Here is a 14,544-nt window from a genome sequence, read left to right as displayed (position 1 = left end):
CTCAGCGTCACTGACGCGAGCACGGGCTCGGGCCGCCCCGGCGTGACCGTCGACGACCTCGTCGGCGGCACGCGCCGTCTCGATGGCCAGGTGCGGATCGTGGGCTCCGGCCTGCTCGGCACGAGCATCGGGCTGCGGCTGCGCGAGCACGGGGTCGACGTGATCCTCGATGACGCCTCGCCCGCGGCCCGCAGCCTCGCCGTCGACTACGGCGCGGGTCGCGTCGCCGCCGAGGGCGACGCCCCCGTGCTCGTCGTCGTGGCGGTGCCGCCCGACGTCACCGCCGAGATCGTCCACCGCGAGCTCGACGCGTTCCCGGAGGCGCTGGTCACCGACGTCGCCTCGGTCAAGGTCGCGCCGCTCGACGAGCTCCGTGCCCGCGGCGCCGACGTCTCGCGCTACATCGGCTCGCACCCCATGGCCGGTCGCGAGCGCGGCGGCGCCATCTCGGCCCGCGCCGACCTGTTCGCCGGCCGCCCGTGGGTCATCGCCGGCCACGACGACATCAGCTACCGCCGTGCTGCGGCCGTCGAGGACCTCGCCCTCGACCTCGGCGCCACCCCGATCGAGATGACGCCCGAGGAGCACGACGCAGGCGTCGCCCTCGTCAGCCACGTGCCGCAGGTCGTGTCGAGCCTCATGGCGACCCGCCTGCGCGACGCGACCGACGCCTCCCTGGGGCTCGCCGGCGGGGGCGTGCGCGACGTCACGCGCATCGCCGCCAGCGATCCGGCCCTGTGGGTGCAGATCCTCGGCGCCAACGCGTCCCGTGTCGTCGAGGTGCTGCGCGAGCTGCGCGACGACCTCGACGGCGTGATCGCGGCGCTCGCCGACCCCTCGGCCCCTGGCGCTCGCCGCACGGTCGCCGAGGCCATCGGCGCCGGCAACACCGGCGTCGCACGCCTGCCCGGCAAGCACGGGCAGTCGACACGGTTCAGCTCGGTCGTCGTCATCGTCGACGACGCCCCGGGCCAGATCGCCCGCCTGCTCGCCGACATCGGCGACATCGGCGTCAACCTGGAAGACCTGCGGCTGGAGCACTCGCCCGGCGCGCAGGTAGGACTCGCGGAGGTCAGCATCGTGCCCGAACAAGAAGAACGACTCGTCGCCGAGCTCGAGGGACGCGGCTGGACCGTGTCCGGGGCGTTCGCATGAGCGCCGAGGGCACGACCGGCCCCGTCGGCTCGGCTGGCTCCGCAGGCTCGCCCGTCGAGACCGACGTCGAGCGCACCCCCGGCGAGCACGGCGTGGGCGGCCCCGCCGGCGAGGCCCACACCGCCGAGCTGCGCGAGCGGACCGCGGAGGCGGTGCACCGACACGTCGTCGTGGCCGTCGACGGCCCGGCCGGCAGCGGCAAGTCCAGCGTGAGCCGCGCCTCCGCCGTGGCCCTCGGCTACGACTACCAGGACACCGGCGCGGCCTACCGCGCCTTCGCCCTGCACGCGCTCGACAGCGGCGTCGACCTCGACGACCCGGACGCCGTGATCGGGGCGCTGCCCTCGTTCGAGTACGCGATCGAGATCGACCCGGCCCGCGCCTCCTCGGTGACCGTGGGAGGCGCGGACGTCACGGACGAGATCCGCACGCCCCGCGTGACCGGCGCCGTCAGCCACGTGGCCAAGCTGCCGGAGGTGCGGCGCTTCATGGTCGACCTGTTCCGTCGCATCATCGCGTCGACCGACCGGCCCGGCATCGTGACCGAGGGCCGCGACATCACCACGGTCGTGGCGCCCGACGCCCAGGTGCGCATCCTGTTGACGGCGAGCGAAGAGGCTAGGATGGCCAGGCGTTCCGCCGAGGTCACCGGGCAGTCCGCCGAGGAGACCGCTCGGCAGCTGTCGACCCGCGACCGGCTGGACAGCAAGGTCGTCGACTTCATGACCGCCGCCGAGGGCGTGTCGACCGTCGACTCCACCCATCTCGACTTCGACCGGACGGTGCAGGCCGTGGTCGAGCTCGTGCGAGCGAGCACCCCCACACGCTAGGAGCCTCCATGGCAGACGACGACAAGTACCCCGAGCTCGACGACCAGATGGTCGGTCGCATCCAGGCGATGCCCGACGAGGACGCGGAGCAGCGCGCCCGCGCCCTGCGCGCCGGCCTCTCGGACTACGAGCTGGACGACGAGGACGTCGACGTCCTCGAGGGCGGCGAGTGGGATCCTGACGCCCTCACCTACGCCCCGGCCCTGCCGGTCCTCGCCATCGTCGGCCGCCCCAACGTCGGCAAGAGCGCCATGGTCAACCGCATCCTCGGCCGCCGCGAGGCCGTCGTCGAGGACAAGCCGGGCGTCACCCGCGACCGCGTCTCGTACAAGGCGGAGTGGGGCGGACGCCGCTTCACCCTCGTCGACACCGGCGGGTGGGAGCCCGATGCGATCGGCATCGACAAGTCCGTCGCGATGCAGGCCGAGATCGCCGTCGACCTGGCCGACGCCGTCCTGTTCGTCGTCGACGTCAACGTCGGGGCCACGTCCACCGACGAGCACGTCGTCCGCATGCTGCGCGCCTCGCACAAGCCGGTCATCCTGGTCGCCAACAAGAGCGACGACGCCCGGAAGGACCTGGAGGCGGCCTCGCTCTGGACGCTCGGGCTCGGCGAGCCTTTCCCCGCGTCGGCCCTGCACGGCCGCAACGTCGCCGACCTGCTCGACATGATCATGACGAAGCTGCCCGCCGTCTCGACGGTCGCGAAGGAGGAGATCGGCGGACCCCGCCGCGTCGCCATCCTCGGCCGCCCGAACGTCGGCAAGAGCTCGCTGCTGAACAAGGCCGCGGGCGAGGAGCGCGTCGTCGTCAACGAGCTGGCCGGCACCACCCGCGACCCGGTCGACGAGCAGGTCGAGATCGCCGGTCGCATCTGGACGTTCGTCGACACCGCGGGCATCCGCAAGCGCGTCCACCTGCAGCAGGGCGCCGACTTCTACGCCTCGCTCCGTACGTCCGCAGCGCTCGAGAAGGCCGAGGTCGCCGTCGTCGTCATCGACGTCACCGAGCCCATCTCCACGCAGGACCTGCGCATCATCGACCTCGTGCTCGAGTCGGGCCGGGCGCTCGTGCTCGCCTTCAACAAGTGGGACCTGCTCGACGACGATCGTCGTCGGTACCTGGAGCGCGAGATCGAGCAGGACCTCGACCACGTGTCGTGGGCGCCACGCGTCAACATCTCGGCCCGCACGGGTCGTCACCTCGAGAAGCTCGTGCCTGCCCTCGAGCTCGCCCTCGAGTCGTGGGACACCCGCATCCCCACCGGCAAGTTCAACGCCCTGCTCGCCGAGCTCGTCGCCGAGCACCCGCACCCGCTGCGCTCGGGCAAGCAGCCGCGCATCCTGTTCGGCACCCAGGCGGCCAACCGCCCGCCGACCTTCGTGCTCTTCACGACCGGGTTCCTCGACCCGCAGTACCGCCGCTTCATCACGCGCCGCCTGCGCGAGATCTTCGGCTTCGAGGGCACCCCGATCACCGTGAACATGCGCGTGCGCGAGAAGCGCAAGCGCCCGTAGTCCGTCTCTCCCTCCGCCCCTGTGCGGTGAACGCCCGGTTGTGGATCATCTCCCAGCCGGGCGTCCTGCATTGCTAGTGTGACGTACACCTGGAATGAATTGACATTTCAGGTGGACCGATCTCACTGACGGAGGGCTGGGCATGACGACGATCGATGTGGACCTGGATGCGCTGCGGGCGATGGCCGCGGCGGCAGGTGACGTGGGCGAAGGGCTGACCTTCTCGCACGTGCTGACGGGCGACTGCTCGGCGGCACTGGGGTCGGGTGACGTGGCGGAGGTCCTCCGCGAGGTCTCGGTCCACCTCGCGCGGCGCTGCGAGCTCGCGCTCGACCTCGCCGGACGACTGGCCACCCTGCCTCGGGAGTTCGCCGAGGGCGTCCGAGCCGCCGACGCGGCGCTGGCGGCGAAGGTGGCCGACGCGGGCAAGGGTGACGGCGGGGCGGCACGATGACCGACGACGGGGGTGACCCGGGCGGGGGCAGCCCGGCCGAGATGAGCCGACTCGCTCGCCTGAGGCGCGAGAAGCACGACGACCTCAGCCTCTGCAGCTACCGGCTGGAGCAGTGCCTCAGCTGGGCCGCGACCGAGTGGCGAGCCGAGGCCGCATCGGCGCTCTGCCGTGCCGGCGAGGTCCTGCTGGCCGAGATCGGCACCGTGCTGACGGCCATCGAGCGCCAGGGCGTCGCCCTCGAGGCGTACGGCGCCGAGGTGGGCGACATCGCTGCGGCGCAGCGAGTGCTCGAGCGACGGCGGGGCGAGGTCGAGGAGGCCCTGGAGTGGACGATCCGGTCGATGGTGCTCCTCGAGGCCGAGGAGGCGGCGTCCGGCGGAGGCAGGTGGTCACCGCTCGACGAGGTCCGGGCCTTCGAGCTGGAGGCCCTCGAGCGGGGCGAGCAGGTCAACCACACCGTGCTGGCGCACATCGGGCGCGAGTGGGCCGAGCTCGTCACGCGCCGACAGGCGGCCGACAGCGGCTGCATGTCGGCGCTCTGCGGCGACGCTGCGACGGGTGCGTTCGTCGACTTCTCACAAGCCGCTCGTGACGCCACGACGCCCGAGCAGGTCCTCCGGCTGATGGACGGCCCCTCCGCGTTCGACCTCGCGTTGCTCTTCGCGGACGCCCCCCTGCTGACCGCCCTGGTGGCCGAGGCCACACCGGAGGCGGTGCGCCGGTGGTGGGACGCTCTCGCCCTGCTCCGACCCGTCGACGCCGCGGGCCTCTCCGCAGCTCAGCAGGCCCTCGTGCTCGGCGTGCCGTGGTTGGTCGGCAACCTCGACGGCGTCCCGCCCGCGGCTCGCGTCAGGGCGAACGCCGTGACCGCAGCGCGCCAGGTGGTCGAGAACCTGAAGGTCATCGACGACATCGCCCGGCCCCCGTCGGACGAGCCGCGGGCCCGTGAGGCGATCCTCGAGCTCGAGCGAGAGAACGTGTACCTGCGCGGGGCGGCGACCGTCCCGCCGACGGTGCAGCTCTACACCTACGACCGCGCCGCGGACAGGATCGTCGAGATGCTCGGCGACTGGAGCGGGACCGTGGAGCGGGTCTACACGGACGTCCCCGGGGCCCGCACCCGGATGGACGACTTCTGGACGCACGGTGGCGGCGTGCAGGGCTTCGTCCGTCGGCTCGTGCGGGACGACGAGGTCGACAGCGTCGCGTTCGTCTACAAGGACGGCCACTTCCCCGGGGCAGGCGACGCGGCGTCCCCGGCCGAGGCCGCCTCCCCGTCGTTCGCGCGTCGGTCGGGCGAGCAGCTGGCCGCCTTCCGGGCGGGCCTCGCCGCAGGCACGGCCTCCTCAGGGGCTGCGCCGCCGCGGTCGGTCGGGGTCGGGCACGGCTGGGGAACGGCGAACGTGCTGGCGTCCGAGACGGCCGGCGCCCGCTGGGACCACGTCGTCGTGTTGGCCGGCGTCGGTGCGGAGCACGACCTGGCAGGGGCCCGCGGTGCCGAGCGCGACTCCTCCCGGCGCCCCACCGAGTTCGGACGGTACGGCTCCGAGAGCGAGGCAGCCCGGGCGCTGCGCTGGAGCTCGCCACTCGAGGAACGGACGGCGGCGTCGGTGTGGCGCCACGCCCTGGTCTCCTCCGGCCGGGACAGGAGCGAGCAGGTGCTCCGAGACGTCATCTCCGACCTGGTCACGGTCGGTCCCCGATGACGACGGCCCGAGCGATGCCGCGCGCGGCAGCACCCGCTGCGATCTGGGGAAGCCACATGTCGGTTCCCGGCCCCGTCGCATGACCGTCTCGACGCTCGACCCCGGCCGGGGCAGCCCCGCCGAGACGGCGCGCCTCGCCCGGGTGCGGCGAGAGAAGCACGACGATCTGGGACTCGGTCGGCATCGGCTGGAGGCTTGTCTGCGTTGGGCGGCGACGGAGTGGCAGGCCGAGGCAGGCACGGCCTTCTGCGACGCAGGACAGCTCCTCGTCGACGAGTTCGCGACTGTCATGGACGCCCTCGAGCAGCACGGCGAGGTGCTCGAGGCGTACGGACAGGAGGTCGACGACATCGCCTCGGCCCAGCGACTCCTCGAGCGTCGTCGGGACGAGGCCGCCGAGGTCGACCACGACGAGCTGGCCCGGGCCGGCCGACGGTGGGCCGAGCTCGTCGAGCGGCGCGGCTCGGCGGACACCACCTGCATCGCGGGCCTGTACCGCGCATCGTCGACCGCCCCGCGGATCGCTGCGGCAGAGGTCAGCAGAGCGACGACCCCAGAGGAGGCGCTGCGCCGGCTGGACGGTCTCTCGGTCGTCGACCTGGCTCTCCTGTTCGGCGAGAGCCCGTTCCTCGCCGAGCTGATCGCAGGGGCCTCGCCGGAGGCGGTGCGGCGGTGGTGGGACTCGCTCGCGCTCCTGCGCCCCCTCGCCGGAGACGGACTGTCGGCCGCTCAGCAGGCCCTCGTGCTCGCCGTCCCGTGGCTGATCGGGAACCTGGACGGCGTGCCGCCTCCTGTGCGCATCAGGGCGAACGCGGTCACGGCGGCGGCGCAGGTCGCGGAGAACCAGCGGATGATCGACGACATCGCCCGTCACCCGCTGGACGATCCCCGCGCGCGGGAGCTGATCGCCGAGCTCGAGCGGGAGAACGTCTACCTCCGCGGGGCCGCGGCCGTCCCGCCGACGATCCAGCTGTACACGTACGACCGTGCCGCCGATCGCATCGTGGAGATGCTCGGGGAGTGGCCCGTCGCGGGAGCCCCGGAGCGGATCTACACGTACGTGCCGGGGACGTCTGCACAGATGAAGGATTTCTGGGCAGGCGGCTCGGGGCTGCAGGCCTTCGCCCGTCGACTGATGACGCAAGACGACGTCGACAGCGTCGCGTTCGTCTACAAGGACGGCCGGTTCCCCGGCGGGGGCGATCAGGTGTTCCCCGCAGAGAAGAAGAACCTCGTCGAGGCGCTCGCCCAGGCGAACTCGTCGTCGTTCGCCCGCGAGTCAGGTGAACGGCTGGCAGCGTTCAGAGCAGGACTGGACGTCGGCGGGGCGGCGGTCGGGTCGCCTCCTCCTCGGTCCGTCGGCATCGGCCACAGCTGGGGCACGGCGAACGTCCTGGCCTCGGAACTCGCGGGCGCCCACTGGGACCACGCCGTCTCGCTCGCAGGGGCCGGGGCGCCGCAGGAGTGGTCGGGCTCGCCGGACACCGAGTACGACTCGTTCCGCTACGACGACGCCCTCGGGGTCGTCCAGGCGACGGGCGTCGTCTACCGGCACCACAACCCGCAGTACCTCGCCGACTTCGAGCAGCACGAGTACGAGAGCTTCGCGGACCGCGCCGTGGAGTGGAACTCGCCGGCCATCCTGAGGTTGGCGGCGCTGCTGTCGAACCACGCGTTGATCGCGAGCGACGGGCCGGGGAACGACCCGGTGATCCGCGACGTCCTGGCGGAGCTCAAGAGGATGGATCCACTGTGATGCGCGCCGAGGTCCGCCGTGCGGCGACGGCAGCAGCGGTCGTTCTCCTCATGATCGTGCTCAGCGGGTGCGCGACGCCGCTGCTCGAGCTCCGACGAGCAACGCCCCCGCTCTCGCAGGAGACGCTGGTCGAGGTCCAGCAGGTCGTGAAGGCCATCGAGGTCGAGCTCGCGTCGTTCGTGCCGGACGAGGTGACGGTCGTGATCGAGGAGAAGACCCGCGGCTCCATCATGGACTGTGCGCCGGGAGGCGTGAGCTGGGGCAGCTCAACCGTCGTCCGGGTCACGGAACAGCCGGATCTCGGCGATGTCGCGGCTGCCGTCCGCGCGGGCTGGGCACGCACCGGCGAGTTCGAGATCGAGTTGACCGAAGCCTCGACGGGGGATCCCAGCCTGGTGCTCAGGAGCGCCCAGCTCGGCAACTACTACTTCAGGCAGTTCGACGACAAGGTGCAGGTCCTCTCTTTCTCGACCTGCTTCGCCTACGACGAGGAGCGGGACGGCTACCCCTGGGAGATCGCGGCCGAGTGACGGGAACGCTTGGCGGGATGGGGCACGATGGGGTGGTGCGGACGGTGCGAGGCGGGGTGATCGGGCCCCGGGACGGTGTGGACGCGACCAGCGCCCTCAGCGACTCCGCCGACCGGCTGTGGAGGCGCCTCCGGCTGGACAGGATCGCCGGGGGGCGTCAGGCCGAGCACGTCATCCACGAGGACATGCGGGAGCACCCGCGGACGGTCCGGGCGTTCATGGGCATCCGGTGGCTGCTGCTCGGCGAGACCGTCGTCGGGCTGACCGCGATCTTCATCGCCGCCGTGCTGTGGAGCCGGGGCGAGCACGTGCCGTGGGCCGTGTGGTTCCGCTCGACCGTGGTGCTCTTCATCACGGCGTCGCTCTACGTCTTCGCCTGGCGGGCGCAGCTCGGCTACTGGTGGGCGTACTCGAGGCTGCGGCTGTTCAGTCGGATCTTCCCGATCGTGACGCTGATCGTCGCGACGATCCCCGGGCTCTACCCGGGCTGGATGGTCGTCGAGCAGATCGTCTTCTCGTTGCTGATGATCGGCATCGGCGACCTGCTGACGACGGACCACATGCGCGCGGCGTTCCCGCGCCCGGTGCGGACGGCGCGCATTGACAGTTAGATAGCTAACAGTTAGAGTCCTGAATATGGATGAACCCGAGGACATGCGCACCACCCCGCTCGGACTCGTGCGCTGGATCGCCTGGGCCCAGCGCAAGGGCGGTGAGGACTGGGTGCGCAGTCGCGACCTCACTCCCGAGCAGGCGTTCGTGCTCGGGTACCTCGTGCAGACCCCCGGGGTCATCCAGCGCGACATCGCCGAGATGACGCGGACGAGCGCGGCGAGCGTGTCGAGCCTCGTCCAGGGGCTGGAGCGCCGCCTCCTCGTCGAGAGACGCAGCGAGGACGGCGACGAACGTCGCAAGCGCGTCTACGCCACCGCCGCGGGGGCCGAGCTCGTCTCGGGCTTCGCCGAGGCGATGGCCGAGGTCGACGACGCCATCCTCGCGCCGCTCGACGACGACGAGCGGGCCCAGCTGCTCGCCCTGCTCACCACGATCACCTCACAGCTGGCCCCGCCGCGCCGGTGACCGGCGGCGGGGCGTCCTGAGCGGCGCCGCGCCTCCTCCCGTCCGTTCCACCCCCCCCTCGCCGTGCCGGCGTCCGTCGGCGCGCGCTCCAGCCTGCCCCGGAGAGGAGCAGCCATGGACTCCGTCGAGCCCTCAGCCACCACCACCACGACCACAGTCGGCATCGCCAGCACTGCCGTCGTCGGCGCCGCCGTCAGCGATCCGCCTTCCTCGCCCGAGCCCGGCACCGACCGCTGGTACCTCTCGGCCGCGCCGATCGTCCGGGCGCTCGTGCACCTCTGCGTGCCGATGGCCGCCGCGCTGATCGTCGGCGCGCTCTACAACGTCGTGAACGCCGGGTTCATCGGCTCACAGCGCGACACCGCGATGCTCGCCGCCGTCACGTTCGGCACCCCGCTGCTCGGCCTCGTCATGGCCGTCGGGGGCGTGTTCGGCGTCGGCGGCGGCGCCCTGATCTCGCGGCTGCTCGGCGCGTCCGAGACGGACCCGTCGAAGGCGGGCGAGATCAAGCACGTCTCGGCGTTCGCGCTGTGGGGCGCTGTCGGCACGGGGGCGGTGCTGGGAGCCGTGGGGCTCCTCCTGCTGCCCCAGCTCGTCGCCGTGCTCGGCACCGACGAGGCTGCCCGAGCCGAGACGACGAGCTACGTCGCCGTCATGCTCGCCTTCGTGCCGGTGCTCGCGGCCGCGTTCTGCCTCGAGCAGATCGTCCGGGCCGGGGGAGCGGCCCGCCAGACGATGATCGGCCTGATCATCTCGACGGTCGCCAACGTGCTGCTCGACGTCGTGTTCATCCTCGTGCTGCACTGGGGCGTGGCCGGCGCCGCGCTCGGGACCGGGCTCGCGAACGCCGTCGCCGTCGCGTACTTCGCGGTGTGGCTGAGCAGGCACGGCGAACACGTCAGCCTGGCTCCGCGCTGGGTCACGGTGGCGCGGCGCGTCACCGGGCCGGTGTTCTCGGTCGGGGCGAGCGAGCTGCTGCAGGCGTCGTTCCTCATCGTGACCTCGCTGGTGCTGAACCGGCTGGCCGCCGCCTACGGGGACGGGGCGCTCGCCGCCATGGGGGTCGCGGTGCGCATCGCCCAGGTGCCGGAGTTCCTCGTGATGGGGATCACCCTCGGCGTGCTCCCGCTGCTCGCGTACTCGTTCGGCAAGGGCGACGGGGCTCGTCTGCGGGCCGCGCTCCGCACCTCCGTCGTGGCGGTCGCGCTGGTGATCGGAGTGGTCGCCGGGGTCGTGTTCGTGTTCCGCGAAGCCGTGTTCGGCGCGTTCTCGGCCGACCCGTCTGTGCTCGCGATCGGCGTGACGATCCTCACGGCACAGCTCGTCGCCGCGGTCGCGAACGGGTTCACCGGGCTGCTGACGTCGCTGTTCCAGGCGACCGGTCGGGCCGTGCCCGCGATCGTGCTGTCGATGGGGCAGGGAGTGCTGTTCATCCCGATCGTGCTCGTCGGCAACGCGGTGTTCGGGCTGGCGGGGATCGTGTGGTCGCTCACGGTGAGCGAGGTGCTGGTGCTCGTCGTGGGCGTGGTGATGTGGGTCGCGGTGCGCGGGTCGATCGTGCGCGGGGTCGCGGCGAACCGCGTTCCGTTCACAGAACGGCGGAGCGACGCGGTTCTCTGAGCGGAACCCGGTTCGTTACGCCTGCTGTGCGGCTGCTTACGGGGGCGCGCCTGGCTGCGCAACGGTCTAGCACCCTGCAGTGGACGATGCACCCCGTCGTGTCGGGGTGCATCGTCCACTACGGGGTGCATCGGAGGCGCGGGCCGGGCTGACGAGCAGGAGGTGCGGAAGCTCGAGTCGGCAGCGGTGCGCGAGGCGGGTCGAGTCGGGCCGCAGTGGGCGTCGTGCCGCGTTCCGGACGAGATGCCGCGCCGGACGGCGAGATCTCGTCCGGAACGGGGCATCGCAGCGAGGAGGCGGGAGTGGCGTCGCATTCGCCAGCGGGCGTGATCGGGACTACCGTGGCTGCGTCACAGAACTCTGCGACGACTGTCGTCGGGCGTGACGTGACCAGCCCCGACCAGCCCCAGCCCGAGCAGCCCGGAGGATCCGACATGGCACCGTGTGCGCCCCGCGCCGCAGCTGCCTCCGTCGACCGTACCTCCGCCTCCGGCGTCCGCACCCTCGGCTCCGTCGTCCGCCGCGCGAGCGTCGTCTGGTCGCGTCGCACCGTGCACTTCGGCGCGGTCTCGCCACGCTCCTGAGCCGCCAGGGCACCCGACCGCCGCGCTGACGCGCGCTCGCCGGTCGGAGCCGTGCGGCTCGTCTCGGCGGCCGCGACCGACGCGGCCGCCTGCGGTCCGTGACGTCGTCGTGTCGCGTGCACCGCACCTCCTCGTCTCGGTGCCGGCGCGTGCCGAGCAGACGAAAGGCCCACCGTGAATAAGACCACTCGCATCAAGAAGACCACTCGCATGAAGAAGAACGCCCGACTCGCCACGGCCCTGAGCGGCGCCGCCGTCGCCCTCTCGCTCGGGCTGACGGCCTGCACGCCCGGAGGCCCTCCCGCGGCTGCCCTCGACAACGGAGACCAGGGCGAGATCACCATCGCCGTGTTCGCCGGCTGGCCGGAGGGGATCGCGGCGTCCGAGCTGTGGAGCGCCGTGCTCGAGGACGAGGGCTACGACGTGACGCTGACGGACATCGACGTGGCTCCGGGGTACTCGGGTGTCGCGTCGGGCGACTACGACCTCGTGCTCGACTCGTGGCTGCCCGACACGCACGCCGCCTACCTCGACGAGTTCGGGGACGACCTCACCGACCTCGGCCCCTGGTACACCGACGCCCGCAACACGATCGTCGTCAACGACGACGCACCGATCACCTCCCTCGACGAGCTCGCCGCTAACGCCGACCTGTTCGGCAACCGGATCGTCGGACTCGAGCCCGGCGCCGGCCTGACGAAGATCACCGAGGAGCAGGCGATCCCGACCTACGGCCTGGAGGACATGGAGTTCCTCACGTCGTCGACCGCCGCGCTGCTGACCGAGCTGCAGGCCGCCGACGCCGCGGGCGAGAACATCGTCGCGACCCTCGCCCGCCCGCACTGGGCCTACGAGGCTTACGGGCTGCGCGACCTGGAGGACCCGGAGGGTGCCATGGGCGCGGCCGAAGAGATCCACGCGCTCGGCAGTCCCACCTTCGACGACGAGTTCGCGACGGCGGGCGGCTGGCTGCGCGACTTCTCGATGAGCGACGACGAGCTGCTCTCGCTCTGCAACCTGCTCTTCAACGAGAACAGCGGCAGCGACTACGAGCCGTTGGTGCGCGAGTGGATGGCCGAGCACGGCGACTACGTCGACGAGCTGACCGCGTAGGAGGCGCTGGCTGGCCCGCGATTCGCACGCGCGCGCCCTGATGCCCCGTTCCGGACAAGATGCCGCGCTGTGCGGTGACGTTATGTCCGGAACGGGGCATTGCGGTGCAGGAGGCGCGGGGCCAGAAAGGCAGGAGGCGCGCAGCGGCTAGCGCCAGCGGCGCAACAGCACTCGCTGCAGCAGGTTGAGGACGAAGTCCGTCAGCGTCCCGAGCAGCGCCAGCAGGATGATGGCGAGGAACATGCGGTCGACGCGTCCGTTGTACTGCGAGTCGGTGAGCAGGAAGCCGAGCCCCATCGACGACGCGATCAGCTCCGCCGCGACCAGGAACAGCCACGCCTGGGCGAGCGCGAGACGCAGGCCCGAGACGAGCGACGGGATCACCGCCGGCAGCTGCACCGTCGTGAAGAGCGAGACGGGGCCGAGTCCGTAGGCGCGGCCCGCCTCCACCAGCTGGGGGTCGACGTGGCGGAGGCTGCCCGCGACGGTCGTGAAGACGGGGAACGCGGCGCCGATCGCGATGAGGGTGATCTTCGAGTCCTCGCCGATGCCGAGGTAGAGGATCAGCAGCGGCACCCACGCCAGCGACGGCACGGCCCGCACCGCGGCGATCGACGGGGCGAGCAGCGCCTCGCCGACCCGGGAGAGGCCGACGACGGCTCCGAGCACGATGCCGATGCCGGCCCCGATCGCGAAGCCGATCAGCACGCGCTGCACGGAGATCGCGACGTACTGGCCGAGCAGCCCCGCCTGCGCCAGCTGCACGCCGGCCAGCCAGACGTCCGACGGCGAGGGGAGGTTGTAGCTCGGCACGTCGACGACCTCGGTGGCGAGCACCCACGCGAGCAGGACGGCCGCGGGCAGGATCGCCCCGAGCAGTGCCAGGCCGCGACGCGGACCGCGGGAGGTGGGGGCCCGGCCGACCCGCGCCTCCTGCGGGCTGCTGCTCGCGCTGGCACCGCGGCGCTCGGCCGCCTCGCGGCTGCGCTCGACGACCTGGCGGGCGTCCGCCTCCTTCTCGTTGCCGCTCAGCGGGTACGCGTCGGTCATGAAGCGTCGGCGTCCTTGGCGAAGGTGTCGTCGAAGAGGGTGTCGAGGGCGTCGTCGACGGCGTCCTGCGAGGCAACGTCGCCGGACTCGACGAGGATCGGCCCGACGGTCTTCAGCACGGTCTGCTGTGCGGCTCCGGGGACGGGGTCGACGTCGAAGTGGGTGCGGTCGAGCACGGTGCTGGCGACGGCCGGGTCGATGCCCGCGACTCCCGAGAGGATCGTGGCGGTCTCGTCGGGGTTCTCCTCGGCCCACGCGCGGGCCTTCTCGTACGAGTCGACGACGACCTGGGCGACGTCGGGCGACTCGGCCAGGAACGACTCCGTCGCGTTGAGGAACCCGTAGGTGTTGAAGTCGACGTTGCGGTAGAGCAGCTTCGTGCCCGACTCGGCCTCGCTGGCGGCCATGATCGGGTCGAGCCCTGACCAGGCGTCGACGCTGCCGTTCTCGAGGGCGGCGCGGCCGTCGGCGTGCTGCAGGTTCTCGATGGTGACGTCGCTCGCGCTGAGGCCGGCCTCGTCGAGCGCCTGCAGCAGGAAGAAGTAGGGGTCGGTGCCCTTGGTCGCCGCGATCGTCTTGCCCTTGAGGTCTTCGACGTCGCTGATGTCGCTGTCGCCGGGGACGACGAGCGCCGACCACTCGGGCTGCGAGTAGATGTCGATCGTGTGGATGGGGGAGCCGTTCGAGCGGGCGAGCAGCGCGGCCGAGCCGGCGGTGGAGCCGACGTCGACGGCTGCGGCACGCAGCAGCTCGTTGGCCTTGTTGGAGCCGGCGGACTGGGTCCAGGTGACGGCGACGTCGTCGCCGAGGGCGTCCTCGATGAAGCCCTGGTCCTTGACGATCAGGCTGAGCGGGTTGTAGGTCGCGAAGTCGATGTCGAGGGTGTCGGTGCTCCACTCGCCGCTGGACGCGCTCGCGTCGCCGCCCGCGGCCTCGGCGGGCTCGCCCTGGGCATCCTCGCCGGCGACGCAGCCGGTGAGCGCGAGGGCTGCTGCTGCGCCAAGTGCGAGGGCGGCGAAGGAGGCGCGGCTGCGACGGGCGGGGGAGGTGCGGGTGGTGGTCATGGTGTCGTCTCCGGTGCTGTGTCGGGGATGGCGTGGTGCTCGAGGTGTGCGGTGCGGGGGAGGTGTTGTCCGTTGTGGCTGATCC

At 72.0% G+C, this 14,544-nt stretch carries 14 protein-coding genes; 12 read left to right on the top strand and 2 right to left on the bottom strand.

Annotated elements, in window-relative coordinates:
* Positions 1-42: 42 nt before the first annotated feature.
* From ES689_RS06240 to ES689_RS06190, 12 genes are all read left to right on the top strand, one after another.
* Positions 43-1,155, top strand: coding sequence for a prephenate dehydrogenase (locus tag ES689_RS06240; RefSeq protein WP_146901980.1), 1,113 nt, complete (start codon positions 43-45; stop codon positions 1,153-1,155).
* Positions 1,152-1,985 (top strand): (d)CMP kinase, encoded by an 834-nt coding sequence (gene cmk, locus ES689_RS06235; RefSeq protein WP_191330204.1) that lies wholly within the window; start codon positions 1,152-1,154, stop codon positions 1,983-1,985. The genes ES689_RS06240 and cmk overlap by 4 nt, the downstream gene beginning before the upstream one ends.
* A gap of 8 nt (positions 1,986-1,993) precedes the next feature.
* Entirely contained in the window at positions 1,994-3,502 is a 1,509-nt protein-coding gene (gene der / locus ES689_RS06230) for a ribosome biogenesis GTPase Der (protein WP_123545333.1), read from the top strand.
* A 142-nt stretch (positions 3,503-3,644) separates the two neighbouring features.
* Positions 3,645-3,956, top strand: coding sequence for a hypothetical protein (locus ES689_RS06225; RefSeq protein ID WP_146901514.1), 312 nt, complete (start codon positions 3,645-3,647; stop codon positions 3,954-3,956).
* Positions 3,953-5,662: a hypothetical protein gene (locus ES689_RS06220; RefSeq protein ID WP_146901511.1), complete on the top strand. Its 1,710-nt coding sequence runs from the start codon at positions 3,953-3,955 to the stop codon at positions 5,660-5,662. The genes ES689_RS06225 and ES689_RS06220 overlap by 4 nt, the downstream gene beginning before the upstream one ends.
* A 79-nt stretch (positions 5,663-5,741) precedes the next feature.
* Positions 5,742-7,418 (top strand): hypothetical protein, encoded by a 1,677-nt coding sequence (locus ES689_RS06215; RefSeq protein ID WP_146901508.1) that lies wholly within the window; start codon positions 5,742-5,744, stop codon positions 7,416-7,418.
* Positions 7,419-7,564: 146 nt separating this feature from the next.
* Positions 7,565-7,948 (top strand): hypothetical protein, encoded by a 384-nt coding sequence (locus tag ES689_RS06210; protein ID WP_146901505.1) that lies wholly within the window; start codon positions 7,565-7,567, stop codon positions 7,946-7,948.
* A 17-nt stretch (positions 7,949-7,965) separates the two neighbouring features.
* A complete protein-coding gene (locus ES689_RS06205) occupies positions 7,966-8,559 on the top strand; it encodes a hypothetical protein (RefSeq protein ID WP_223269418.1) in 594 nt (197 codons plus the stop codon).
* A gap of 25 nt (positions 8,560-8,584) precedes the next feature.
* Positions 8,585-9,028 carry a MarR family winged helix-turn-helix transcriptional regulator gene (locus ES689_RS06200; RefSeq protein ID WP_146901502.1) on the top strand — a complete coding sequence of 148 codons (444 nt, stop codon included), beginning with the start codon at positions 8,585-8,587 and terminating at the stop codon, positions 9,026-9,028.
* Between the two features lie 114 nt (positions 9,029-9,142).
* Positions 9,143-10,648, top strand: a complete 1,506-nt coding sequence (locus ES689_RS06195) for an MATE family efflux transporter (RefSeq protein ID WP_146901499.1) — start codon at positions 9,143-9,145, stop codon at positions 10,646-10,648.
* Positions 10,649-11,082: 434 nt separating this feature from the next.
* Positions 11,083-11,232: a hypothetical protein gene (locus ES689_RS15560; protein ID WP_191330202.1), complete on the top strand. Its 150-nt coding sequence runs from the start codon at positions 11,083-11,085 to the stop codon at positions 11,230-11,232.
* Between the two features lie 174 nt (positions 11,233-11,406).
* Positions 11,407-12,345, top strand: coding sequence for a glycine betaine ABC transporter substrate-binding protein (locus tag ES689_RS06190; protein WP_223269417.1), 939 nt, complete (start codon positions 11,407-11,409; stop codon positions 12,343-12,345).
* Between the two features lie 147 nt (positions 12,346-12,492).
* Here the strand turns inward: ES689_RS06190 and ES689_RS06185 are convergent, their stop codons facing one another.
* Entirely contained in the window at positions 12,493-13,395 is a 903-nt protein-coding gene (locus ES689_RS06185) for an ABC transporter permease (RefSeq protein ID WP_146901496.1), read from the bottom strand.
* Entirely contained in the window at positions 13,392-14,459 is a 1,068-nt protein-coding gene (locus ES689_RS06180; RefSeq protein WP_146901493.1) for an aliphatic sulfonate ABC transporter substrate-binding protein, read from the bottom strand. The genes ES689_RS06185 and ES689_RS06180 overlap by 4 nt, the downstream gene beginning before the upstream one ends.
* Positions 14,460-14,544: the final 85 nt, after the last annotated feature.

This window comes from Frigoribacterium sp. ACAM 257 (genome assembly GCF_007954365.1).
In the GTDB taxonomy this organism is placed as follows: domain Bacteria; phylum Actinomycetota; class Actinomycetes; order Actinomycetales; family Microbacteriaceae; genus Frigoribacterium.
Note: the sequence above shows the minus strand (reverse complement) of the source record. Positions and strands in the feature narration are given on the sequence as shown.